This is a genomic window from Pseudoalteromonas amylolytica, from assembly GCF_001854605.1.
Lineage (GTDB): Bacteria > Pseudomonadota > Gammaproteobacteria > Enterobacterales > Alteromonadaceae > Pseudoalteromonas > Pseudoalteromonas amylolytica.
The window spans coordinates 127,168-152,069 of the sequence record NZ_MKJU01000028.1 but is presented as its reverse complement, the minus strand read 5'-3'; the positions used below and the strand labels follow the sequence as shown (position 1 = coordinate 152,069).

The window sequence follows — 24,902 nt, the reverse complement described above, 5'->3', positions numbered from 1 at the left end:
AACGTTACCTTTGAGATAAGCTAGTCAATAAAATTAAGCTGTAGTTACTTACAACTAGGCCCAAGCTTTTTCTTGGGCCTGTGTTGGTTTATTCTGCTGTGTAAGCCTCACCTTGTTTGATCCAGTTTGCAGCGGGCAGGCCTTTCAGATGATGGTCAAAGTATTCCATCATGCGAATAGAGAAGTCCAACTGATTCGGAAACTGTTTCAAGTGGTGCGGTTCTCCTTCATATTGTAAGAAAATTGCATCCTTATTGTAGCGACGCAGCGCAAGATAGTACTGAATACCTTCTTGCCATGGCACCGCGCCATCTTCATCACCAAACATGATTAAAATAGGGGTGTTTACCTTGTCGGCAAAAAATACCGGTGAGTTTTCAATATAAAGCTCAGGTGCCTCTGCTAGCGTTTTGCCGATACGACTTTGTCCAGACTCATATTGAAATTGGCGCGCAAGGCCTGATTTAAGACGAATACCACTGTAGGCGGATGTCATGTTAGATACTGGCGCGCCAGAGACAACAGCCTTAAACATGTCAGTTTGAGTCACCATAAAGGCGCTTTGATAACCTGCCCATGAGTGTCCTTGTAAGCCAATTCTATTGGGATCGGCAACACCGATATCAATCAGCTTTTGTGCTGCGTTGATCATGGTTTGCGTAGATGAGCGACCAGGATGACCAATTTCGAATCGAATATCTGGTAAGAATAGTGCGTAACCATTGGATGTAAACATCGGGAAATTAGGTCTGTGGTTCAGCTCCATTTTTGGAAAGTCGTACATACGTTGGCTCATGTAGCGATAGAAATAGATCACCACAGGCACTTGATCGCCTTCTTTATAGTTGGCTGGTTTTATCAACACACCTTGTAAATCTTCACCATTGTAGCCCTTATATTGTACCAACTCGGGCTTTTGTCCCCATGCAAACTGGCTAAGCTGAGGATTAAGGTCAGTGACTTTTTGTGGTGTGTTAAATTGCGTGTCGGTTTGCCAGTAATCAGGGAATTGATGATAGCTTTGCTTGGTAAAAATGACCTTATCGCTATGTTTGGCTTTTTTCACCAAATCAAAACGCGCAGCATCGCTTAGTACTTTCGTAAGCTTTCCTGAGTCCAGTGCCAAGGTAGCAATGTGGGTTTGCTTATTTTGAAGGTTATGAGCACTTAAAAATAAGGTTTCATTGCTGGCAAACCCTAACTTGTTATCTTCTAGTTGCACGATACGATATTGTGTTTGTGTCTCTTTACCTTGCGTCAGGCGCGTTGCCTCTAAGGTATTTACATCAAACGCCCAAATATCATATTTTGAGTACACATAAGCAACGCTGCCATCTAGTTGCCAACCAGCAAAGCCGTAGCCTGGTTGAGGCTCTGGGTAATCATGCTTGTCATCAGCAAATATCGCGTCACGAATTGCTTTGGTTAATACCGATACTTTTTGCGAGTCTAATGTTTTCAACCAAACATGTTGATCTTTAAAAAGCAGGGCATGCTGTCCTGTGGGAGAAACGCTAGGTGTAAATGGTGACTCTTTAACAATTAAGTGTTTAGCGCCTGTGGTAACCTGCACCGCATAGTAGTCACGATAAAACCCGTTATACATGATTTGTTCTAGATAGGGTTGGTCATTACTGACCAGCAAGAACTCGGCTTCTGTGTTGAGCTCGATGCTGGGAGTACGCGTGTCACTTAACTGAGCAACACGTTCACCATTAAGATGGTAAACGGCTTGATAATGACGGTGCTTATTGGTTTCTTCCCAGGTTTTTACTTCTCGAGTTTTGATTTCAGGGTCGTTGTTGTGCCAGATTTTTAGGCCTTTTTGAGCACGAATCGTGTCGAAATCTGTCAGTGATGCATCATCTTTATATTTAAGTGCTTGCTCTTTTGGTGCAAGTCTTGGGCGATTTTCAAAATATAATCGCTCGCCTTGTTCAGACCACTTTAAAGAGGCGGTTTTACCACTGAACCACTGCTGTGGATTACTAATCTGTTTAGTGGTGTTGTTTTTGGCATCCCACAGAGTGAGCTGATAATGGCGACGACGCACATCATTGTTAACATAATTACCTTGGTAAAATGCAATAAGCTCCCCATCAGGATGCCACCTTGCTCGGCTTAGCGTGATCCCCGGCTCATCAAACAAAATATGCTGTTGTGAATTGTTTAATTCAACAAAACTAATGCGATTGTCACTGCCATCATCGCTGAGCTGGTTGAATAATACCCCTAGCCCTGTAGGGCTGAGGCTATATTGGCCTACACGCTGTATGCGTTGCAGATTACCGTTATTTAGATTGATGATGACCAGCTCATAGGCTTTGTCTTTTTTATCGCTCGTGATGCCAACAGAATCGTCTTTATTTTTCGAGTTATCACTTGATAGCTTGCTGTTATCAGCTTTTTCGCGATAAGCCAGCCAAGTGCCATCATTAGACAGCTGATAATCTACAACGTTGTCGAATGTCTGTTGTTGTTTTGTTTGTGTGTTTACCAACACTAACTGTGAGGGGAGTTTCTTTTTTTCTTCTTTGCTAGCGGTTTCTTGCGTTAGCAATGAGGGGGTTTGGGTAAAGGCCACCCAAGTTGCTGACTTATTGATATGTGGCTTTACCCCTCGTGGTACCTGGGCTATTAACTCATTGGTGGTTAAATCGTACACATGACCACTGTTATCGCCACGATATGGCTGTGCTGAAAATGATAAAAACTGGCCATTTTCCGACAATACAGTGTCTTGCGCATAACGAAAATCAAAGACATCTTTAAATTCAAGAGGTTGTTTCTCAGAGGAAGCAAGAGTGTGCGCACTGCCCGCAAGCAATATGCTGGCGCTGAGTAGGGAATAGATAGGTTTCATGTGCTAAGACTTATTAATTCGTAATAACCCGTTTTAACATGAATAAGCAAACACGCTAAAGCCTCTTGCGGCAAATGTCAGGGTGAGGGAGATAAAAAAGGGGGGAGGAGGTGTTTTTATGTGGCTAGGCCGCATGGCTCACATGATTATGCGAGCCAGATTTTTTGTAGTTCCAGCCATTGTTTTTCAAACTGGCTGCTAGGTAGAGCTTTGAAGTCGCTGCGTACAAACTGGTTCATTTTACCTTCAACGTAGGCAAGAAACAGGTTGGCCAATGCGCCTTCTTCGGTAGCAAACGCTTTACCTTCTCTAAGTTTTCGCTCACGTAATACTTGTTTGAACTGAGTTTCGAGTTTCTCAAAAAGGCTTTGTACTCGCTCTCTTAACCTTTCTTGCTCACCTTGTAGCGCGTCCCCGGTTAAAATTCGCGTTATCCCTGGGTTTTTTTCAGCAAACGCTAACAGTAGCATGAGGATATTGTAGATACGTCCTTGGGTTTCTTTTTCATTTTCCAAAATCAAATTAATACGCGATAGCAAGGTATCTTCAATAAACTCAATCAAGCCTTCAAACATGCGCGCCTTGCTCGGAAAGTGTCGATACAGTGCGGCTTCAGATACACCTACTTCTGCGGCTAACTTAGCCGTAGTAATGCGTTGACCTGGGCTAGTTTCAAGCATTTGTGCGAGAGATTGTAGTATTTGCTCTTTGCGATTACTGCGTTTAGTCGCTGGCATGAACTTTCCTTTCGTTATCGTTATTATGTTCAGTGTAAACCCCAAGCAGCTCACACCTATGCTCGGGGTCTTATGTTAATGTTTTATTCAGTTCGGTGCCAGTATTTTAGAATGCCGTATTTATATCCGTTAGTGATCAAGCTGTTTAGTGATTTCCATTAATACTGACATTGCCAACGCTTGCTTATCTGCCACAGGGAGCTCTAGGCTGGCATCTTGCCAAAATAGGGTCAACGCGTTGTGATCGGCGTTAAACCCGAGTCCCTCTCGAGAAACGTCATTGGCGCAAATCATATCCAAGTTCTTATTTTTCAATTTATTCTTAGCGTATTGCTCGACGTTTTGGGTTTCGGCGGCAAAGCCAACAGTGTAAGGGCGGTTTTTTGTCAGTGCGGCAACTTCGGCAATAATATCTGGGTTCTTCACCATGGTAATGGCCATATCATCACCCTGTTTTTTGATCTTTTGCTCAGAAACTTGAGCTGCGCGATAATCAGCCACAGCGGCACAGCCAATAAAAATGTCTGATGTTGGTGCATACTCCAGCGCGGCATCGCGCATTTGTAGCGCGCTTTCAACGTTGATTACGTTGACGCCCTGAGGGGCGCTGATAGAGACAGGGCCTGAGATCAAATTAACCTTAGCACCAAGCATTAACGCAGCATTAGCCAAGGCATAGCCCATTTTTCCTGAGCTGTGGTTACTGATAAAGCGCACTGGGTCGAGCTGCTCTCTTGTCGGGCCTGCGGTGATGGTCACTGTAACATCAGCCAACACGGTGGCTTGCTCTGGGGCAAGGCACAATTCTAGTAATTGGTGTGGTTCTAACATTCTACCTGCGCCTACATCGCCACAGGCTTGCTCACCTTTACCAGGCCCCCAAATAGCCACACCTCTAGATTGCAAGGTGTTTAGGTTGGCTTGCGTGGCGGCATGCGCATACATCTGTTGGTTCATCGCCGGTGCAATGGCAACTTTCGCAGGTGTGGCAAGTAATAAAGTGGTCAACAAGTCATCGGCAATACCCTGAGCCATTTTGGCGATAATGTTACAACTGGCTGGGGCGACTAGAATGAGATCAGCCCATTTAGCAAACTCAATATGACCCATAGCGGCTTCTGCACTTGGGTCAAGTAGCGAGTCAGAAACAGGTTCTCCCGATACAGCTTGCATGGTAAGTGGGGTGATAAAGTGTTTAGCGGATTCGGTCATGACCACTTTTACTGCGCAGCCTTGTTCTTTTAAACGCCTAACAAGCTCAGCACACTTATATGCAGCAATACCGCCACTGATCCCTAGAACAATATTTTTATTTTGTTGGCCCATGTCCAAAATCCAGAATTAATTCAGTTGCTGTTAAAGATAACATACAGGCACCTTTATGGCAGCAATCAGATGCTTTTGAATAATCAAATTTGGTCGCTAAACTTAGTGTTCTATGGACAGTGAACTCTAAGGATAAGAGATGCAATTAAATGCCCTTGCGGCGCATGAGCGCCCGCGTGAAAAACTACTTCACTTTGGCCCACAAGCGTTAACCGATGCAGAGCTGTTAGCTATCTTTTTACGCACCGGTACTCGTGGAATGAACGCCATTGAACTGGCTCAATCGTTGTTGATACAAAACCATACGTTAGATAATCTATTTAACGCCAGTTTAACTGAATTTAGCGCACAAAAGGGACTGGGTACGGCCAAATATGTGCAGTTGCAGGCAGTATTGGAATTAAGTAAGCGCTATTTAAAGGAGCAGTGTCATCGTGACACTCTATTTGACTCGCCACAGGCGGTCAGCGATTACTTGACGATACAACTAAGAGGACTCACTCATGAAGTATTCATGGCTTTATATGTCGATAACCAAAATCGGCTTATAAAAGATGAAGTGTTGTTCACAGGTACAATCAATGCTGCTTCAGTGTACCCAAGAGAAGTCGTCAAAGCCGCTTTAAAGCACAATGCCGCGGCTTTGATATTTGCTCACAATCACCCATCGGGGGTGGCAGAGCCAAGTCAGGCTGATAAATTAATTACCAAAAAACTACAAAATGCCTTGGCGCTGGTGGATATCAATGTACTAGATCACCTTATCGTGGCAGGAAATCAATGTATTTCATTTGCACAACGTGGCTTAATCTAGCGTCTTGAAGACAACAAAGTTGTAAAAAACATCACTTTGCGGTGTTTTTTACAAATTAGTTTAATTTAAATGCAGTTTTTGCTTTCCTAAGGGGCATTCGATCATTATAATTGGCCGCTATCAAATTTACACATGAGCTGATTAGATAGGATCAGATCCTTGATCTCTGCCTGTAGATGCTGTATAAAGAGCGCCCTCTGATTTACCCCGGGGCTACGCAGTTAAGGTCCAAGGGAAAATTAAGCTCGAGCGAAGTTATTGGAGATACATAGACATGTCTAAAGTCTGTCAAGTTACAGGTAAGCGCCCAGTGGTAGGTAACCACCGTTCACACGCGCGCAACGCTACTAAGCGTCGCTTCCTACCTAACCTACAAACACACCGTTTCTGGGTTGAAAGCGAAAAACGTTTCGTTACATTACGTACTACTACTAAAGGTATGCGTATTATCGATAAGAAAGGCATCGACGCGGTATTGAATGATATCCGTGCTCGCGGCGAAAAAGTTTAAGGAGCTGAATCATGCGTGATAAGATCCGTTTAGTTTCAACTGCTGGTACTGGTTATTTCTACACTACCGACAAGAACAAGCGTAACATGCCTGAAAAAATGGAAATCAAAAAGTACGATCCTAAAGTACGTAAACACGTGATTTTCAAAGAAGCAAAAATAAAGTAATTTTGCTTTTTACAGAATACTAAAAACCCAGCTTAGGCTGGGTTTTTTGTTTTTATACCTTCTGCTTATTCAGATAGTAGCACCACAATGGGATTACTATGTTTTTGATATAATCAAGTAAGAATGTACACTTGCGCTAGTGAAGTGGATCATAAGGAAATGTGATGTTACTAGATAGAATCGACCAACGTTTAGCGGGAATAGAAACGCAGCTAAAGCCTGCTCTTGATGAGCTTCAAAGTTCTACAACTGGCCTTGACGCTTTGAAAAGGAAATACCAATACCACATTTGGGCTTGTTTCGTACTTGTAGGTACCCTCTCGCTTTTTTTTCCAATAATAGCTGTCATTATCTTACCAGCGGTACTTTGCATTATTTTTGTTGTATACGCATTGCTATATATCGGAGTAAAGCCCTTTGTAAGCAAGGTAATGACCAACGTTCATTTAGTCCCTCCGATTGCACAAGCGCTGAATATGGTATATCAAGCGAAAGGTGAAAGTGATATTTATGAACAGGCCATACAAGCTGGTATTGCATCGACAGGGAGTCATATTAAAGTTAATGATTCGGTAAGTGGGGTACGCAACGGAGTACGCTTTTATTTTACACAAGCGAGAGTCGAGTCATCTGCTATTAGCCTACCAGAACTAATATTTTCAGGTGGCGTGCTCAAATTCATTTTGCATGATGACCTTTCCACAGACGCGCTTTTTCAGACCCCGCACTTTAAGGATGCTTTTAAACAGTTTGAGATGTTTTTCAGCCATGGCAGCGCAGCTTCTAAAATTAACGCGCAGCGCGTGATTGTGCGCAAACATACGCAAGCTCAAGCGCTCTTGATCTCATTAGAGTACATTGGCGATGTATTCACACCCCTTACTCTTGAAGGTCAAGGAGCCAATAAGTGGCTTGAAGACGTGGCCAGCTTTATGTTATGTCTTGAAAATATGGCCAATAGCATCTCACAAGCCCAACAATCGGGGGTTGAGTTAGAAATCACCGTAACTGAGTGATATTTAATCACTTGAAGTCTCGCGCTGCATAGAATATTCACTATAACCTATCCACGGTCCACTGCAGCGCAATAACTGCAATCAGTAGTGAAGAATACCTAACAAAGTACAAGCGATACCAGCTAAAGGTTCTCAACGAGATAAGAATGGGTAACGCGACTGCAAGAATAGAAAGTTGGCCTACTTCTACCCCTAGGTTGAAAGCCAACACACTCAGCAGTTTCAAATCAGCAGGTAAGCCCAGCTCCGAAAGCACACCCGCAAAACCCATACCGTGCAATAAACCAAAAGCAAATGTGATCCCAGCCAAGCGATATACGATAGGCCAGATATTGTTTAGGGCGCTCAGTAATACAGATATCGCAATACCAACTTCCACCCAGCGGCTGTCTAGCACTAACCAGTTCATGGCTGTTGCCGTCAGTGTGATCGAGTGCGCCAATGTAAAGGCTGTGACTATCCAAGCGGTTGAAATAATTATTTTGCGACGACTGTGTTTTACTTGCCACTGTCCTTGATTGCGTACCAAAACACAGGTAATTAATAGCACCAATAAAAACAGGATGTGATCCAGCCCTATCCAAATGTGTAGTACGCCTTGGTACAGATACTCAACGAAAGTTGTGAACTTGCTACCTGATGTAATGTCTAGGCTGACAGTTTGCTCTTCAAACGCCAGAACATGGCTGATAGCGCCATCATCTGGAGTGAGTACATTAATAACCAGCTTATGATCGCCGTCGTGAGCAAAGACGGCGTGATATGTTACATGAAGTGCGCCAGCAGTGGCACATTGCGCCTCGAAGTGAGCAACCACATAGCCTTGATTGAGACGCTGTGCAGCTTTGAGTTGATCATCAAACAGTAATTGGCAAGCCTGTTCAGAGCGAGATAATGACAGGTTATTGGCCATGTACTGAGTGATTTTTTGAGTGCGGCTATGTACTTCAAGCCAACTTAGTTGCGCATTATTATCGGAGTCTAGCTGTAGCGCATGATTTAGGTCAAAGCCGCGAATTTGCAATTGACCAGCTACCTTACCATTGGGGGCCGCCTCAAGCGTTAAATACGCCGTACTGAGCTGATGCCCATAGGCTGGAACCAAGCAACATAGTAGTGACATGATTAAAATAAACTTTTTCATTTTTTTGCTCCTCGTGGTGTCGTCACTCTACTGCTCATTCGCTCACAGATGAGTCGCTATTTTTTTGCATTGCCTGCGCCCGTTGTAGTAGTTCTTTGTCGGCTGCAAGCTTGCTCATCGACCAGTTAATGTTTGCCCACTCAAGGGCTTGCTTGGGGTGTGATTCAACATCGATATAAAAGCGTGCAATGTCAGCGGCATGCATCATATCTTGTCGGTCACTACGCAGTTCGATTCTCACTTTGAGTTGTGAGGTCCAATAACTGCGAGTATTGAGTTGCTGCTCTGCAATGGCTAAGCGTAGTAATAAGGGGTCATCGTAGAAGTCGGCCTGCTTAAAGGTGTGTGGAATTTTGGTGATGACGGCTACTGGATTGTTAAGCGCCAACTGTACATCCGCCCAAAGCACCATCAGGCTGAGCGGTTTTTGCTCATTGGTATATTTTTCTAACCATTGCAGGGCAGCTTGCTGTAAGCCTTGACGATGGGCCATATCGGCTAATATTTGCAGCAACCATGCTTGTTCTAACTGGCTGTTTGGCAGGCCATATCTTTGCACTAAATCCGACAGCATGACGTAGCTTTGGGCAATGTCTTTTTGATAGCTGGCGACTTCAAGACTACAGGCCGAAGCAATCAGCATATCGGTATTGCCTAGTAAGGCGATACAGGCACGTTGAGCTGGCTGATATTGTGCCATCGCCAGATGAATATTGGCCTTTAATAACCATGCTGATACATTACTTGCGTCCAGCGTAAGGGATTTTTGTAACGCCTCCAGCGCCGCTTTGAATTTATGTTGCTGTTGCAAGATACGCGCTGATAAATACCATGCTTGGGGGGTGGGGCTTTGCGTTTGCAAATAGGGTTGTAACTGAGTTTGCGCTCGGCTGATATTGTACGCACTTTTACCTACCCATTGTGCTTGAGTGAGCAATTGCTCAATGTCATCAAGGCTCATCTGTGCAGGCGCATTATCGTCAACAAGCGGCCATGAATCTAATATAAACTCCTCAGACGTTGGTATAAACGTTTCAGAGCAGACTGGGGTACTCAATAAAGCCCAGCAAGTCATAATCGTAATGAGTACACTTCTTTTGTGGTACATGTGTGTTACCTCAATGAAAAATAGCCATCCATGGCCGAGGTTAATTCCGGTTATTGTTCCAACAGGTCGTTGTAATCCGCCCCAGAGGTCACGTCTTGAATAAACAAGCGTCCGTTGACGGATAGCGGAGTATCGGTTTGATTCTGCTCAAAGGCTGCACGGCTATAGCTCGAAAAAGTAACTTCAAGTAGCTCAATCGTGATGTTCACCATGGCAGTGACTTTGCCATTTACGCCATCGCTCACTGAGAACTTGAAGCTGTCTGAGCCTGTGTATTCACGCTGCGGCACATAACTAAAAGTGCCATCAGCGTTGACTTCAACACTGCCGTAACTGGCCCCACTGCTAAGACTGTAAAGCAGTGTATCGCCGTCTTTATCAGTGGCAGTCAAAGTGCCAGAGAACTCGGTATCTGCCTGTATTGTGACGCTCAAATCCATCGCGGTGGGGGCGGTGTTTTTGTCATCCATCATAGGCGGTGTCACTTTGTCGTGACTATCAGAGTTACAGGCTGAGATGAACAGCAGTATGAAACTTGTCAACGTCAATTGACTTAAGTACTTATTCATGACGTCCTCCTTATTTTGAACCCGCTAAAGGTGTGGCCAGATAAGGGAAGTGGGTCATCATCATGCTGGCGTTGACTGGTGCACCATCGGTAAAAGGCACATTACCCACACTGGCATCTTCTGATGTACACAGCCCTAAGTCTGTATCAGTACCGTTAACAGGGATTGGATAACATAAACGACCCATCACCACACGTAGGGCGATATCTACCACGTCATCACCAGGGCGACGGCCATTTGGGAAACCCGCCAAGTCATCTCCAGCGACACCAAACGCAGATTGTTCACTGGCCGCTTTGGCTGTAATGGCGGTATTCAGGCGTAACATCTCGGAAGCTGTGACGGTGGCTTGTTGGTTAACGCCTGCAAACCCAGTTAAGAAAGCCGTGACTAAATCCATTCTTGGAAAATTAGTAGGCGCTAAGGTTTCTATGTTTGTGCCTAGAGTTGAGTTCACCGCATCTTTGAACAAGATATTCAGTAATTCTGGGAGGCTAGGATGCGTGACGTAGTCGGCAAATTGGCCGTCATCTTTGGGGTGAGCCGACGAAAACCTGTCTTTGTCTTTTAGCCCAATAACCAGCTCGTTCACTAGTGGGTTACCTAAACGCGAAACCTGTGTGAGGGCCCCACCGTTCACTTCTGTTTTTTCAAACGTGGCATTGGGGTTTAGAATTCGCGCTTGCGGTAAGCTGGCTGTAGTCCAGCTGCCTATTACACCATTGCCCGAACCTGTGATGCATGATTTAGCAACTTCCACAGACAATGCAGTTACATTTTTACCTGATAAATCATCATTCTCGGCTGATTGGGTGATCCCGCCAGGGAACCCTTCACCGTCGCCCGCTCCCGGTGAACTGTCTCCTTCCACAGGGACGTAGTTAACCAAGTCAAAGGTTTTACCTAAGTTGACCACAAATGGGTCTTTACGCTGACCGACGAATACGCGGCCCATATGCTCGCAGCCAGGGAGTGTGAAGTTATATACAAACTGCTCGGCATACGCCTCGTATCCAGCCTCGTCGGTAAAGGTTTTATTACCGATATAATCCAAGGGTTTGTGGAACATGGTGTTGCCGCTGCTGATATTGGTCAGCGTTGTGGCGTTCCCCGTGCGTTGTGGACCAGAGACCAAGGTTAATGAGTAAGATTCACTAAAGTTGGCTGCGGACTGATCACTTGCTAAAATTCCGCCGACATTCTTGAGCGGCACCGCGACAGACTTTTTATCACCGTCAGCACCAATCATGAGCGCGATACCTGTTTCATTGGCAAGCATCTGTTTGAATCTAAATTGAAAAGTCAGATCTTCTACGGCATCGCCATCATTATCGATGTGTATGCTGTAGACCGCCGCTGGGTCCATAGCAAAATAATTGGGGCCGCCGTAAGGGTCTTGTAGCGGAATGTAGTTGGCAATCAAGGTTACATAGTCTTCTTTGCCAGACTCATAACTATTAAAAACATAAAAATCGGTTGAGTCTAATGCAGGTGTTCGAGTGATATTGGGTGCTTCCCGGTGGCTTGACGCCATGGCTGTTTGGTTCAACAGCCCTGCCGCCAATGCGATGGAAAGCGTATTTAATATAGTTTTCATGACAAACTCCGTTATTAGTTGGAAACGTGATTTGCGCTCAAGCAAATCAAACTGTCATAAAGCCAAACGACTGAGTGGCAGGATTGGATGCAGGTTTTTTGAAAATATTTTTATTTTTTTAAGAATATTAAAAAACCCAGCCATGGCTGGGTTTTTAATGTGTGTAGAAGCGTGTTTATAAACTTATCAGCTCGGTGGTGTATAACACTGTTGTTGGCGCGCCATTAGGCGAGCCTCCTAATGGCTCAAGACTCACCGCTAGGGCTGCAAGTTCTGTGGTATCAAATAAATCGGACTTGTTTAGAGATTTTTCCCCAGTTTGTGGCAATAGGCCTAAAGACACTGGCGCGCGACCATCCGCGGCAACAAACCAAAGCTCGTAATCATTGTTTGCTTGCTGGGCTAGCTTATCAGTGGCTTTGACTTTGATCTGCTTTTCGTCAACTTCAATAAGCCATAGGGCTTGGGCCTGTTGTGTTTGCACCACAGCATATTGCGCGGGTGCTTTGTCGAGCGGTTGATAACGCAGCAGCAACACGGCTAACACGAGTGCTGCAGCAGTTGCCAATCCTGCCACCGACTGCCAAAGTTTGGTGCCTGGGAAGGGCTGCAGTTTGCCACGCTCTTTATCACGGGTGTGTATCGTATCCTCAAACCCTAAACGGTCACTTATCACTTGCCATACTGTATCCGCAGGGGGCTTAGGTTCAAGCCGATGACCTAACACGTTAATATATTGCTCCCACACCCAAGTGGTTTCTCTGATCAACTGATGTTGCATCATTAGCTGTTGATAGCGGCGACGTGCGCCACCGCGTAATGTCCCCAGCACGTACTCTGCGGCTAATGCGTTTCTTCGCTCTTCAATAAGATAATTCATATGGATAGACACCTTTGTAAGCTTTGTAGTCCTCGTCTTATCCAGCTTTTAATTGAGCCCAACGGTGAACCCATGCTGGCACTGACCTCTTGATGGCTTAATCCATTAAAGTAGGCAAAGTGAATCGCTTGTTTTTGCTCTGAGTCTAATTCATCCATACACTCTTCCATTTTGAGTGGGGTGGTATCCGAATGTTCAAATGCGCTGACATTAAGGGTTGCGATGTCATCGGCATCTTGCTCCAACGCGTGTTCGTTGCGCACGCTCTGATAACGAATTAAATCCAGTGTACGATAGCGAACAATGCTAATCATCCAGGTTAGAACGGTGCCCTTACCTAATTGATACTCACTGGCATTGTGCCAAATTCTTACATAGGCTTCTTGCAAAGCCTCTTCTGATAATGCTTTATTTTTTAACATCTTAAAGCTCACCGCGTAAAGTTGAGCGCAGGTTGCCTGGTATAATTGCGAAAATGCTTGTTTATCGCCAAGCGCCGTTGCCCTGAGTAATTTTAAATGTTGTTCATGTTCCATTGAGTTGCCCTAAACAGGCCCGACTTTGTCACTTAAATTTAATTGAAGTGTATAAAGCCAAACGTGTCACAGTGATTTTTGGATGCGAATGATTGTTTGTTTTTGTTGTTTATTGTTGTCAGTGTCTGATACTCACCGACCTTGTTATTACGTCCATTAAGCGTAACTGGTTCATATCAAAAGTAGTTTAGATTGTTAAGTGCGGCAAATGAGTAGCAGATAAAGACACATGTGGAATAGGTTAGTTCATTCTATGTTAACATTTGTATTCATTTCAGGTTAAGAGTTAGGTATTATTGCTAGTTAATCAATTTGAAGACACTGTTGTGTCACGCTACTCGCAAATATAATAATAAACGGCCAAAAAATAAATGAGTTTAATTAAATATCAAATAATAGGGTTACTCAGCTTTGCATTATTAGCTGGGTGTGGCGGTGGTTCAAGCTCAGAAGGGCAATCTAATACGGGGACCAACTCTAACACAGGGACCAACTCTGACACAGGTTCGACATCGAATACGGGTGGCAGCCAGCAGGTAGACACGACGGCACCCGTTATTACCCTCAATGGTGAGGCGAATGTAACAGCTATCATGCAACAAGGTTATCAAGAGCTTGGAGCCGTTGCAGTCGATGAGGTGGATGGTGTGCTCCCCGTGACGATTTCTCATGATCTGGATCTCACAAAAGAGGGTGAATATACGGTCACTTATTCAGCTACTGATAAATCTGGAAATCAAGCATCATTGCAGCGAATGGTAAGGGTTGTAGAGGCAAAACGTCTAGCAGATGTTATCGCAGATGATGCTTTTTTGCAGTGTGCTTTGGATGCTGGCTACACATATGCGTTTGAAGTGGATGAGCTATCGTGTGTAAATAAAGGGATCACTTCAGTACAGGGTATAGAGTACTTAGTCGCAATAAAAAAGCTTGTGCTACTTAATAACCTTTTGACGGAAATCGATGTGAGCAAAAACACTCAACTTCAACAGTTGGATGTTGCATTCAACCAGCTATCTAACCTTGATGTGAGTAATAATGTAACTCTTGTAAAATTGGATGCCTACTGTAACAAGCTATCTAACCTTGATGTGAGTAATAATGTAACTCTTGTAGAATTGTATGCCTTCACCAACAAGCTATCTAACCTTGATGTGAGTAATAATGTAATTCTTGTAGAATTGGGTGTCTCCAGCAACAAGCTGGATAGTATTGATGTAAGCAATAATCTTGGTCTTAGACGGTTAGCTCTAGGGTCAAATCAACTTCAAAATGTGGATTTGAGTCAAAATACAGCGCTGGAAGAATTATCCGTTGAGCTTAATCAGCTCACTGAATTAGATTTGAGCCACAATGAGAAGCTTAAATCGCTGTGGGCATTTGGTAATAATATATCCCATATAGACCTATCTAAACACTCAGAACTGGAGCAATTAAATATAGAGAGTAATATGCTTACAGATATCGTCCTAACGAACAATGTATTGTTAGAATGGCTAGCATTGTCTGATAACCCACTGACTTTTGTAGATTTGAGTAAAAATGATAAGCTATGGTCCGTTTCCATTGCTGAGACTAATCTAAGCGATTTGGATATCCGTTCCAACACGCAATTGAGGTGGCTAGATTTAACGGCAAATTCTTTAACAGCAATAGATGTACGTCAAAACTTGGTACTGGAAACATTACGTTTAGAAGGTAACCAGCTGTTGGAAATTGATTTAACGATGAATAACAAACTAACGGAAGTTCTGCTTGATGAAGGCGTTACGTGCAGTGGACAGGCTTGCCCTTAGTTGAATAAAAAGCCGCTTAATGCGGCTTTTTTCGTTCATAAGCCAGCTCTAATTCTTTTAATTCGCCGATTGATAACATGTCGTAGCCAATGTTGATATAGCCACTTTTTTATACCTGTTAAATTACTGAACCTATGATAAAACGAATCGGGAACGGTAAAAAAGCCTAATGATTTGATGATGCTATCACGTTGAATATAGGTATGATTGCCAACAAATTCATTATCCGGTTTTTGTAGACAAGGAGTCGCGATACCAAACCCTTTAAATGGCCCATGATGGTGTTTAAAGCGCTGCTGTATCGCTTTTAAATAGGCGTTGTCTATGATGTATCCTTCCAGTTCTAGCCAGTGGTCATTGATATAGACTTCAACCCAGCTATGAATGATGGTTTTTGGAGCGAGCATTAAAATCCATGTAGGCATGACGCCTTGCTTTAAGTCGTTGCTGATAACAAAGCCTTGTAAACGACAGGGAATACCAACCGCGCGTAGCAATGCCATTAACAAAGTCCCTTTGGTATTACACTGTCCGTACCCTTGTTGCAATACCTCACTGGCGGTTAAGCTGTCTGTAGCGCTATAGCCAAAAAATACTTCATCTTTTACAAAGTCATATATGGCCTTTAAAGCCGCTGGTTTCTCAAGTGTATGCCAGCGTCGAGATTCAATCAGCTGCTGAATATCTGGGTGATTGAAGTCGAGTAAAGGCGTGTGTACTAGGAACTCTTGCATATTTTTACCCCTCGGTGTTTTTGAGCAGTATGTCAGCCGATAGCAATAAAGAATTGAATAAACTGGCTATGGAACTGGTTTTTCAACACAGGTCAAGGCACGTCGCAAAGTGATGCCAAATTGCTTTTTAAAAGTGCGACTAAGATGGGCGCTGTCGGCAAAGCCTGCAATGTGGGCTGCGTGGGTGGCGCTGTCACCTCGACTGAGCGATTGAATGGCGCAAATTAATCTTCTCCATAGCAAATAAGGTCGCCAAGGTAGCTGCATATTTTCTTTAAATAGGTGTAAGAAACGAGACTCAGACAACTCCAATGACTGAGCAATGTCTTTTGCCAGCCAACGCTCAGGCTTGAGGCAATCGTGATTAAAGCATTGATTGAGCTGGTTAAGTAAGGTGGCAATGCGAGGGTCCAAGTGACTATGATGCATTGCTGTGTTGGCTGTATAAGAAAGGTTAGCACGCGCTAATAAGTTGCTGAGATCATCTGAGTCATCGTGCGTTTCAAGCGGCCAAGTCATGATGTCATTATCTGCGAGCACCTTACTTGCCTGAGCGCCCAGTTGGCTACTTGGCTCAATGAGTATCACCCAGCCTTGCTGCATGGTTAGTTGATGAGGAATATTCGTATCCAGAAGAGTTATCGCACCGTGTATGGGAGGATAGTTGTCAATGTTCAAAGTGCTGTGTTGATCGGGTAACGTCAGCTGCATCAAAGCATGGCGGTGCATGTCGGTATCAAGTACCTGAGTGCGAATAGCAAAGAGGCCAGGCTCAATAAATAGTGTTTTCATCATTTGACGATAGCAAAAAACCGAAGCAGGTGCTTCGGTTTTTTTACAGGATTTTCAGCTTGAGTGATTAAGCAAAAGCATCTTGCAGTGGTGGTACAACTTGCTTTTTACGGCTCAGTACACCGTCAAGCCATACGCGACTTTGTTCAGGCTTCACGCCATAGGCAGCTTCAATTACGCCTTCGTCATCAGAGGCGATGAGCATTTGTGAGCCTTCTTTCATGATATCGGTAAGTAGTAGCAATACTGAATGACGGCCACCTTCTTCTTTTAACTTAGCGATGTCAGCTTCAAGGTCTGCTTTGATTTCATCAAATACTGATAAATCAATTACTTCTAATTGGCCGATACCAACAAGCTTACCGTTCATGTTGAAATCTTTAAAGTCACGCATTACAAGGTCGCGCGCAGGCGTGCCTTCAACGGCTGATTTAACTTTGAACATTTCCATGCCAAGCTCTTTGAAATCTTCCACGCCAGCGATCTCAGCGAGTGCTTCAACACATTTGATATCGGCTGTGGTACACGTTGGTGATTTGAAAATAACCGTATCACTTAAGATGGCACACATCATGATGCCTGCAATATCTTTAGGAATTTCTACGCCGTAGAAGTCATACATCATTTTAATGATAGTGTTGCTACATCCCACTGGACGGATCCAGCACTCAAGTGGCGTTGAAGTTGTTAAGTCACCAAGTTTGTGGTGATCAACAACACCAACAACAGTCGCTTGGTCGATGTCATCAGGTGCTTGTGTCTTTTCTGTATGGTCAACGATATAAACATTTTCACCTGCATAGCTCATTTTTAGTTCTGGTGCGTCAAAACCAAAACGGTCAAGAATAAACTGTGTTTCAGGCGACACTTCACCCAAACGTGTTGGAATCGCTGTTTCACCGATTTTGTTTTTTAAGTATGCCAGTGCAATTGCACCACAAATAGAATCTGAATCAGGGATCTTGTGACCCACTACGTACATTGTCATTAGACGGAACTCCTTTAAATTTTGTGCGCCATTTTAGCAAAGAATATGCACAATTAAACAGCTAAAAAATAGCTTACTTATATAGCTGTAATGAATAGACTAGATTCTGTGTTAAGAGAGAGAGTATCTATCAGTAATTTAACACCGAATAACAGGATAATCTTCAGGAGTTATAATAACCGTCATATATTTTATAAAAATAAAAGTATTATCATTCCAATCGGTTATCTTGTATTTCACAGAGGATAGAGTCGAGTTCATTACTAAAACTACAGCGAGTAGATAGACTACGTACAGTAAAGTACCCGTGTAGGTGAAAAGTGATACTGGCAATGCTAACATTTTGGTCACAGGAGAATTGCACGCGAATAGAGAAGTGATTGTACGTGGTGCAGAGCAAGTCGTGCTAGGTAAGCCGATTATTAAACTTTAGCCATCAAAAGGAATATTGTGGTCTTCTCAAACAGCCATTCAAATTTGCAGGTATTTCACTGTAATGTATTTTGCACTGAGCCTTATCAAGGGGAACAAGCCAGTGTTGTGCTTTGCCCAAGCCCTTTAAGCGCGCAGGCCATGCAATTACTGGCTCGGGAGTTTAATACTCCCGAGACCATGTTTATATATGTCTGATAAGCAGGCCTCATTGCGATACTTTACGCCATTAAAAGAGGTAAATAGTTGCGGACAAGGCACGTTAGCTGCGGCATCGGTGGCATTTAAGTGTGGTTTAAATCAAACGGCTGATTGGGTTGAGCTACAAACAACGAATGGACTTATTCGTTGTTATCAGCAAAGCAATGAACAAGGTGACTACTATGCCTTTGCCGCCAAGCAGCCCACAAGGTTGCTGTTGCACCTTGATGAAGAAAGATTGTTAGCATTATCACCAGATTGGCAAAAGCTACGCGAGGTTCAGCAACAGCATAATGTTACCGCCTTGTTCGCTTTCTCATGGCTGCCTAGCCATAAGGCGCACGTGAAGGACCGTATGTTTTCACCTCAAATGGGGATCAATGAAGACCCAGTCAACGGCAATTCTGTGATCGCATTTAGTCGTGTATTAATACATTTATGCCAAAGTGGTGGACAATCTTTACCAGATGAAATTTATGCCTATCAAGGCTTTAGTTTCGACCGACGGGGTACAGTACGTGTAACGCTAAGCACCCATAAGATGCCAGAAAACTCGGTGCGCTTGGCAGGTCAGGTGGTGCAGTTGTACCAATTTCATATGGAACTAAAATGAGTGATTCGAAACAGGTGAAGCTTGCTATGGTGCCGGGTACACAATGCAATCATCGTTTGTGGGAGCGGTTAATACCGTACTTGGATGAGTGTGTACAGCCGTGTCACGTTACCATAGAAAAATGCCAAACACAGGCCCACATGTTGGCAGCAATTGATGATGCGCTCTGTGAGAGCCAACATTTATTGGGGTTTTCTATGGGGGGATATCTGGCATTGCAATATGCGTTAGTAAACCCGGCTAAGGTCAGCTCGCTGGTGTTGATTGCCAGCAGTGCGCGGAGGCTAAGCCATGGTGAAAAACAAGCGCGCAAAGGTATGCTGGATTTTCTGCACACTCATGCTTATGGAGGCATGTCACGCGCTCGCGTAAAAGAGTTTATCAGTCAACAGCGATGGCAAGACAATGAGTTAATCGACCTCATTAAAGACATGGACAAGTCGCTAGGTGGTGCAACCTTACTAAACCAAATTCAACAAACCTCATCACGAGAAGATTTAAGCGCGGATCTTGGCAAACTGCCATGCAGGGTGTTGATCATCGGTGCACAGCAGGACCAAAAAGTTGCTGTTCAAGACTTACAAAACATGGCCAAGCTACTCCCCAATGCGCAATTACAGCTGTTGGATGAATGCGGTCATATGGTGCCTTTAGAACAACCGCAGCGGCTAGCCCGCATACTCAATCAATTTTATTTAGGTCGGTAAATAATGAATAAAAATCTGGCTTACCTGTATGGGGCGACCTTCTTCAGTGGCTTAGGCACGAGCATGCTGCTGGTGTTAGTGAATTGGATCATACCGAAAACCTACGGCAGTTCGGCCTTAATTGGCGGATTAACAGCGGCCTCGTATTTTGTCTGTTTGGGTTTGTGATGTTGGGAATTATTTCATGTAGTTTCTTATGCTTAGTAGTGAGTATTGTTAAATTCAGAAAACAGCAAGTGGCAGAACCTGCAGTGATAAATTTGGTGCAGCAAGAGGTCGTTGACCCCGGTAGCCATAGCCTTGTCGCGCAATAAGCTTTATTATCAGCAAAGTAATACTGTGTTCTGTATTTACAAACAGAGCATGGAGGACTGCACGGCTATTCGGAGAGCACATGAGGTTAGGCACTAAGGCGTGGAATAATGTGGTGATCATTTCCATGCTGTTGATGATATTTTTTCTCAATGGTATTCACCATAAACTCAATCCTCAATCTGAGCCTAAGGGGCCTCAGCGATTGCTTCCTGAGCAGAGTTTTGTGCTTACGTTAGCATTTCCTGGTTATAAAATTGAACGAATTGGTACCTCTTGGCGTATTGATGGACTGTGGCAGGCGCAGCCCGAGCAATTGCGTGCATTGATTGCCCTGTGGCAAACTACGCTATTGGATGTGGCGCAGGTGTCTCTAAATCAGGATCAAGCGCTCAGTGTAGCCCAAATTTGGATCGCGTCACAGGAATTACCACTGAGTTATCAGCTGTATCAAGCGGATGGTCAATATTACTTGTTCGATAAGCAGCAACAACATTGGTTGCAGTTATCTACAGAGCAAGCAAATCTACTGTTTGCACCGTTAGCCCTTGATAAGCAATGACAGACATGTTTTTACCGAGTAAATTATGCCAGAACTACCCGAAGTTGAAGTCAGTAAATTAGGTATTCAACCCCATATTGAACAGCAAACTGTCACTAAGGTTTTTATTCACAATGCAAGCCTACGCTGGCCCGTACCAGATGAAGTGCACAGTATAGAGGGATTGGTGATACGCTCGGTACGCAGGCGTGCTAAATATTTGTTATTGGACACTGATGTAGGCAGTGTCATTTTACATTTGGGCATGTCGGGGCATTTACGCATCGTGCCACAGCATGAAGCGCTAAAAAAACATGATCATGTAGAAATACATTTTGAAAATGGTAAAGCACTTCGACTCAATGATGCGCGTCGCTTTGGAGCCTGTTTGTGGCAGGAACCTAAGCACAGCCATACATTGTTTGCGAAGTTGGGCCCTGAGCCATTGACCGATGAGTTTAGCGCCCAGTGGTTATTTGAGCGGTCACGAAACAAAAAAGTCCCAGTGAAACAGTTTATTATGGACAACCATGTGGTGGTGGGTGTGGGCAACATTTATGCTAATGAATCATTATTCAAAGCGGGCATACATCCCAAACGAGAAGCGGGTAAAGTCTCGTTGAAGCGCTATCAAACCTTAGCGCCGATCATCAAACAAACGCTGAGCGCAGCGATTACCCAAGGTGGTACTACACTGAAAGATTTCGCGCAAAGTGATGGAAAGCCAGGTTATTTTGCACAGCAGTTACTGGTTTATGGTCGTAAGGGACAGCCATGCGTTCAGTGCGAGACGCCATTACAAGAAATTCGCTTAGGGCAGCGCAGCACGGTGTACTGCACTGTGTGCCAAAAGTAGTCCGTTTATTGTGCTAACGCCTCGTCATTGACGTTTTGTGACGCATTACTGTACGCAAAACACCATGCAGCGAGGATTTTAGTCACTTGTTCGATGCGCAGTTCGAAGCTCGACTTTAACGCTCTTTCATGGCGGGTGTGATCACCATCTCCAAATGGACCAAAGCCATCTAGAGTTGGCACTCCTACAGAAGAAACGATGTTGGCATCTGACACGCCGCCTCGTTGTTCGGTAAGTAGTCCTGTACCGAGGATTGTATTAATCTCATCAAGTAATGCCTGTTGTGCGTTGCTTGGCGCCATCACACCACGTTGCAGACCCCCTTTGATGGTGATGTCTACCCCCGTCACTTCGATGGCCAAGCAGATGTTTTCGATCCCGTCTAATAAGCGCTGCTGTTCATCAATAGATGAAAAGCGTGCCTCAACAACCATGCTGGCATGGGGTGAAATCGTGTTAGCGCCAATGCCGCCTAGAATTTTACCCACATTGACGGTACTACCCCGCTTTAAGTTAGTCAGGCTGGTCATTTCAAGTAGCATGTTTGCCAAAGCAAAGTTAGCGTCCACTCCATCGCCGTAATGGTTTCCAGCATGTGCGGCTTTGCCTGTAACTTCTATTTCAAACGTGGCGATGCCTTTGCGACCTGTGACCACTTCGTGGTTTTCTCCCGCAGCTTCAAACACCAAACAAGCGTCATAGTTTTTTGCCAATTCAGCGGTTAAATATTTACTGTCGTCACTGCCGATTTCTTCATCGCTGACCAGTAAAAAGTCAATATTGTGCAAGGGGCCAAATTGTGAACGTAGTGTGCGCAGAGCGTTTAATGCCACAAAGTTGCCACCTTTCATATCGCACACCCCAGGCCCATATACCCACTGCTTATCTTGACTGAAGTCAGTAAAAGTGTGTTCTGGAAATACCGTATCTAAATGCCCTAGTAGGAGTATCTTTTTACCAGCTTGCTTTGGTGTGTGAAACAGTAAGTGATCACCGATGGTTTCACGCTGATAGCGTGTCAGGGAAAACCCTAATGGCGCTAACAGCTCGATCATTTGCTCACCGTGTTGATCCACGCCCGCTTTATTCTTGCTGTGTGAGTTGCATGTAATGAGACTTGCCAGTTCGTCGAAATTTAATGTTGTCATCACGGCTTTCCTTGGTTGCATTGGCGCTCATCGTGGCTGGGCTCAGTTGCATTTCAGTGAAGCTTTTATGAACAAATTTTGTCCACTGGATTTGGTCAAAAATGTGTCACACAGATCCTTTTACAATGGCTGAGTAGAAAAACGCACCCCCAATCAAAGGATCAAGGAGAACACAGTGACAGCACCTCATGTCGGCATTTGGATGTACGAAAATGGTGGCGGTAAAGCCATTGAACAAAAGCTCGTTCACGCATTGGCTGAACGTGGCATTCAGTCAAGCACCGGATTAAACCTGCGAGACGCGCGTGCACAGGGCGGACAAATACTCTGCAATGGCATCGTGATGGAGCACCTAGATGCGTTTTTAAGTTACAACGCAGGTCAACAAACACAATATCAGTTGTATTTGTATCAAGCGCTTAGCCAGTCTATTCCGACACTTAACAACTTTGCTTCCTTCGCATTAGCTGAAGATAAGTTTCGTACTTCTCATCTGTTAAATGGGCACGGCATTGCGACGGCTGATTATCGTTTGTGTCATAAAAACGATATTGCGGGGTTGAAAGCGGCCATTCGTGATTTTGGTGGTAAGTTAGTTTACAAACCAACCGATGGCTGGGGTGGGGTAGGCATTGTCAAAATTGATGGCGAGCATGCCCTCGATATGCTGTTACCGTTCCTAAGTCGTACAGATTTGCGCTACTTCTATGTTGAGCGCTTTATTGATTACGATAATACCGACTACCGCATCGATATCGTAGATGGCAAATGTGTCGGTTGTTACGGACGCAAAGCACCAAAAGATGATTGGAAAACCAATATAACCAGTGGCGGCTCAGTGTTCGTTCGAGAGCCTAATGATGAAGTGGTCGAGCTAGCAATTAAAGCCACTCAAGCATTGGGATTGGAGATTGCGGGTGTGGACTTGATTTACGATCGAGAGCAAGAGCGGTATGTGGTGTTAGAGGTGAACACCATTCCCGCTTTTGCGACGCCTGAACAAGAGCAATTAGGTATCAATTTTAACCAGAATAAACTGGATGCGATGGTGGAGTTGATAGAGCGAACCGTTGTGCAAAAACGCGCTCTTCATTCAGTTAAGGTGGCGTAAGACGATGACAAAAAAACAATCTTTACCCAAAATAGGGCTACTTTATCTAGATTATGTGCTGCGCTTTTTCGATAAATCTAACTTTAAAGGTTGGCCTGATAAAATCGAGCAAGTTACTTATCACTGGGGCAATGACAAAGCGCGTTTTATTGCCGAGGTGAAGCAAAAAAAAATTGATGTCTTGATTGGCAATATTCCTGCTACTGCATACGAAACATTTCGAGACATTGCTCGGGCATTGCCTAACGTGCGATTCTTACCCTCGTTAGATAGCCAGTTTGCCAATAAATCTAAAGAAAATGTCACCCATTTTTGTCGCAAATATAATCTACCAGCTCCCCATACAGAAATTTTCTATATTCCTGAAAAAGCGAAGAAATATCTTGAAAATTCACAGTATCCAAAGATTATAAAACGCTCTTACGGACCCTCAAATTATGGCGGCTACTTTGTACATAAAGTCGATAGCTATGAACAAGCTCAGGCGCTGCTTAACGAGAAACGCTATTATCCTGTGTATATTCAAGATTTTATCCCCATGGAAGCGGATATACGTGTGATGTTGGTAGGCCATAAGCCCGTGTGTGCATTTTGGCGTCGCCCCCCTGAAGGTGAATGGCTAACTAACACCAGTCAAGGCGGCAGTATGGATTATCAGGATGTACCAAAGAATGTGTTAGAGCTGGCAACTCGCGCTTCTAAGGCCGCCAATGCTGAATATTGGGCGTGTGATATTGCGCTTGGTAAGGATGGCAAGCTACGTATCTTAGAGTGTGCCACAGCATTCGCCGCGTTTCCGTACATTCGTGATTGGATAGGGCAATACCTGATGTGGTTACTCAGTGATGGCCGCTTTATGAAGCCAAATATTCCGCTTTATAACTGGGAAGAATTAGGGAAAATTGATTCACGTTTACTGCGTACCATGCGTCATATTGGCTTTTCTCGCTATACACCCAGTGAAGACTGTGGCGAGTTGTTTTCACGCATGGATGATGAAAACTATCCAATTTTAGACACTAAGTATCGAGCTCAGGAAGAGTGGCCAAGTGAGATATGGAATTTCCAAGATAACTTTAAGTTACAGGGCATTGTGGTAAGCGCAAAAGTCGTCAAAAGCGTGCCAAGTGGTGACGAAACCACCGCGCTCAACAGTTATCCCAGTATGCAATTTGATGATGCGCAAATTCGCGAAATCTTATCTCAAGTCAAGGGTATTGGAGAAAAAATGATTGATGAAATCATGAATACCTTCGGCGCTCATGGTGTGGTTGAGGTGCTTAACAGCGCGCCTGAGCAGTTATGTGCAGTTAAAAATCTCAAAGATAAGAAGCTCGAAAAAATACTGACCCATTGGCAGCAAGTTTCAAAGTCATGCCATTAGCTTTGTGTTAGCCCTGAAA

The 24,902-nt window shown here is 44.2% G+C and carries 25 protein-coding genes; 12 read left to right on the top strand and 13 right to left on the bottom strand.

Features of this window, described 5'->3' with window-relative positions; translation table 11 throughout:
- Nucleotides 1-88: 88 nt before the first annotated feature.
- From BET10_RS14310 to coaBC, 3 genes are all read right to left on the bottom strand, one after another.
- Nucleotides 89-2,863 carry a S9 family peptidase gene (locus BET10_RS14310; RefSeq protein WP_070986279.1) on the bottom strand — a complete coding sequence of 925 codons (2,775 nt, stop codon included), beginning with the start codon at nucleotides 2,861-2,863 and terminating at the stop codon, nucleotides 89-91.
- 146 nt (nucleotides 2,864-3,009) lie between these two features.
- On the bottom strand, nucleotides 3,010-3,600 hold the full coding sequence (gene slmA / locus BET10_RS14305) for a nucleoid occlusion factor SlmA (RefSeq protein ID WP_070986278.1): 591 nt from the start codon (nucleotides 3,598-3,600) through the stop codon (nucleotides 3,010-3,012).
- Nucleotides 3,601-3,729: 129 nt separating this feature from the next.
- Nucleotides 3,730-4,926, bottom strand: coding sequence for a bifunctional phosphopantothenoylcysteine decarboxylase/phosphopantothenate--cysteine ligase CoaBC (gene coaBC / locus BET10_RS14300; protein ID WP_070986277.1), 1,197 nt, complete (start codon nucleotides 4,924-4,926; stop codon nucleotides 3,730-3,732).
- A 139-nt stretch (nucleotides 4,927-5,065) separates the two neighbouring features.
- Between coaBC and radC the strand changes: the two genes are divergently transcribed.
- The 4 genes from radC to BET10_RS14280 all read left to right on the top strand — a co-directional run bounded on the left by radC (nucleotide 5,066) and on the right by BET10_RS14280 (nucleotide 7,434).
- Nucleotides 5,066-5,740, top strand: coding sequence for a RadC family protein (gene radC, locus BET10_RS14295; RefSeq protein ID WP_070986276.1), 675 nt, complete (start codon nucleotides 5,066-5,068; stop codon nucleotides 5,738-5,740).
- A gap of 274 nt (nucleotides 5,741-6,014) precedes the next feature.
- Nucleotides 6,015-6,251: a 50S ribosomal protein L28 gene (gene rpmB, locus BET10_RS14290; protein WP_070986275.1), complete on the top strand. Its 237-nt coding sequence runs from the start codon at nucleotides 6,015-6,017 to the stop codon at nucleotides 6,249-6,251.
- Between the two features lie 11 nt (nucleotides 6,252-6,262).
- A complete protein-coding gene (gene rpmG / locus BET10_RS14285) occupies nucleotides 6,263-6,418 on the top strand; it encodes a 50S ribosomal protein L33 (protein WP_005493124.1) in 156 nt (51 codons plus the stop codon).
- 164 nt (nucleotides 6,419-6,582) lie between these two features.
- Nucleotides 6,583-7,434, top strand: a complete 852-nt coding sequence (locus BET10_RS14280) for a hypothetical protein (RefSeq protein ID WP_070986274.1) — start codon at nucleotides 6,583-6,585, stop codon at nucleotides 7,432-7,434.
- Nucleotides 7,435-7,474: 40 nt separating this feature from the next.
- Here BET10_RS14280 and BET10_RS14275 read toward each other — a convergent pair whose 3' ends face one another.
- The 6 genes from BET10_RS14275 to BET10_RS14250 all read right to left on the bottom strand — a co-directional run bounded on the left by BET10_RS14275 (nucleotide 7,475) and on the right by BET10_RS14250 (nucleotide 13,268).
- On the bottom strand, nucleotides 7,475-8,578 hold the full coding sequence (locus BET10_RS14275; RefSeq protein ID WP_070986273.1) for a HupE/UreJ family protein: 1,104 nt from the start codon (nucleotides 8,576-8,578) through the stop codon (nucleotides 7,475-7,477).
- Nucleotides 8,579-8,612: 34 nt separating this feature from the next.
- Nucleotides 8,613-9,686: a tetratricopeptide repeat protein gene (locus BET10_RS14270; protein ID WP_070986272.1), complete on the bottom strand. Its 1,074-nt coding sequence runs from the start codon at nucleotides 9,684-9,686 to the stop codon at nucleotides 8,613-8,615.
- Nucleotides 9,687-9,736: 50 nt separating this feature from the next.
- Nucleotides 9,737-10,255, bottom strand: coding sequence for an Ig-like domain-containing protein (locus tag BET10_RS14265; RefSeq protein WP_070986271.1), 519 nt, complete (start codon nucleotides 10,253-10,255; stop codon nucleotides 9,737-9,739).
- A gap of 10 nt (nucleotides 10,256-10,265) precedes the next feature.
- The gene (locus BET10_RS14260; RefSeq protein WP_420820128.1) at nucleotides 10,266-11,789 is read right to left on the bottom strand and encodes a DUF4331 domain-containing protein; all 1,524 of its coding nucleotides are present in this window, start codon (nucleotides 11,787-11,789) and stop codon (nucleotides 10,266-10,268) included.
- A 238-nt stretch (nucleotides 11,790-12,027) separates the two neighbouring features.
- Nucleotides 12,028-12,732, bottom strand: coding sequence for an anti-sigma factor (locus tag BET10_RS14255; protein ID WP_070986269.1), 705 nt, complete (start codon nucleotides 12,730-12,732; stop codon nucleotides 12,028-12,030).
- Entirely contained in the window at nucleotides 12,729-13,268 is a 540-nt protein-coding gene (locus BET10_RS14250; protein ID WP_070986268.1) for a sigma-70 family RNA polymerase sigma factor, read from the bottom strand. The genes BET10_RS14255 and BET10_RS14250 overlap by 4 nt, the downstream gene beginning before the upstream one ends.
- Before the next feature lie 371 nt (nucleotides 13,269-13,639).
- On the opposite strand from BET10_RS14250, the gene BET10_RS14245 reads away from it, so the two are divergent.
- Nucleotides 13,640-15,064, top strand: a complete 1,425-nt coding sequence (locus BET10_RS14245) for an immunoglobulin-like domain-containing protein (protein WP_070986267.1) — start codon at nucleotides 13,640-13,642, stop codon at nucleotides 15,062-15,064.
- 35 nt (nucleotides 15,065-15,099) lie between these two features.
- Here the strand turns inward: BET10_RS14245 and BET10_RS14240 are convergent, their stop codons facing one another.
- From BET10_RS14240 to BET10_RS14230, 3 genes are all read right to left on the bottom strand, one after another.
- Nucleotides 15,100-15,798 (bottom strand): transglutaminase-like domain-containing protein, encoded by a 699-nt coding sequence (locus tag BET10_RS14240; RefSeq protein ID WP_070986266.1) that lies wholly within the window; start codon nucleotides 15,796-15,798, stop codon nucleotides 15,100-15,102.
- Nucleotides 15,799-15,864: 66 nt separating this feature from the next.
- Nucleotides 15,865-16,593, bottom strand: a complete 729-nt coding sequence (locus tag BET10_RS14235) for an AraC family transcriptional regulator (RefSeq protein ID WP_070986265.1) — start codon at nucleotides 16,591-16,593, stop codon at nucleotides 15,865-15,867.
- Between the two features lie 64 nt (nucleotides 16,594-16,657).
- Complete coding sequence (locus BET10_RS14230; RefSeq protein WP_070986264.1) at nucleotides 16,658-17,578, bottom strand: manganese-dependent inorganic pyrophosphatase; 921 nt, start codon at nucleotides 17,576-17,578, stop codon at nucleotides 16,658-16,660.
- Nucleotides 17,579-18,028: 450 nt separating this feature from the next.
- Between BET10_RS14230 and BET10_RS22080 the strand changes: the two genes are divergently transcribed.
- The 5 genes from BET10_RS22080 (at nucleotide 18,029) to mutM (ending at nucleotide 21,240) form a co-directional block, all read left to right on the top strand.
- A complete protein-coding gene (locus BET10_RS22080; RefSeq protein WP_170829163.1) occupies nucleotides 18,029-18,208 on the top strand; it encodes a PhzF family phenazine biosynthesis protein in 180 nt (59 codons plus the stop codon).
- Nucleotides 18,201-18,824 carry a PhzF family phenazine biosynthesis protein gene (locus BET10_RS14225; protein ID WP_070986263.1) on the top strand — a complete coding sequence of 208 codons (624 nt, stop codon included), beginning with the start codon at nucleotides 18,201-18,203 and terminating at the stop codon, nucleotides 18,822-18,824. The genes BET10_RS22080 and BET10_RS14225 overlap by 8 nt, the downstream gene beginning before the upstream one ends.
- Nucleotides 18,821-19,531, top strand: a complete 711-nt coding sequence (locus BET10_RS14220; RefSeq protein ID WP_070986262.1) for an alpha/beta fold hydrolase — start codon at nucleotides 18,821-18,823, stop codon at nucleotides 19,529-19,531. Before BET10_RS14225 ends, BET10_RS14220 begins: the two co-directional genes overlap by 4 nt.
- Before the next feature lie 394 nt (nucleotides 19,532-19,925).
- Nucleotides 19,926-20,405, top strand: a complete 480-nt coding sequence (locus BET10_RS14215; RefSeq protein ID WP_070986261.1) for a hypothetical protein — start codon at nucleotides 19,926-19,928, stop codon at nucleotides 20,403-20,405.
- A gap of 25 nt (nucleotides 20,406-20,430) precedes the next feature.
- Nucleotides 20,431-21,240, top strand: a complete 810-nt coding sequence (gene mutM, locus BET10_RS14210) for a bifunctional DNA-formamidopyrimidine glycosylase/DNA-(apurinic or apyrimidinic site) lyase (protein ID WP_070986260.1) — start codon at nucleotides 20,431-20,433, stop codon at nucleotides 21,238-21,240.
- 5 nt (nucleotides 21,241-21,245) lie between these two features.
- On the opposite strand, the gene BET10_RS14205 is transcribed toward mutM, so the two are convergent.
- On the bottom strand, nucleotides 21,246-22,388 hold the full coding sequence (locus tag BET10_RS14205) for a M20 family metallopeptidase (RefSeq protein WP_070986259.1): 1,143 nt from the start codon (nucleotides 22,386-22,388) through the stop codon (nucleotides 21,246-21,248).
- Nucleotides 22,389-22,563: 175 nt separating this feature from the next.
- On the opposite strand from BET10_RS14205, the gene BET10_RS14200 reads away from it, so the two are divergent.
- On the top strand, nucleotides 22,564-23,499 hold the full coding sequence (locus BET10_RS14200) for an ATP-grasp domain-containing protein (RefSeq protein WP_070986258.1): 936 nt from the start codon (nucleotides 22,564-22,566) through the stop codon (nucleotides 23,497-23,499).
- A gap of 4 nt (nucleotides 23,500-23,503) precedes the next feature.
- A complete protein-coding gene (locus tag BET10_RS14195; protein WP_070986257.1) occupies nucleotides 23,504-24,883 on the top strand; it encodes a hypothetical protein in 1,380 nt (459 codons plus the stop codon).
- Nucleotides 24,884-24,902: the final 19 nt, after the last annotated feature.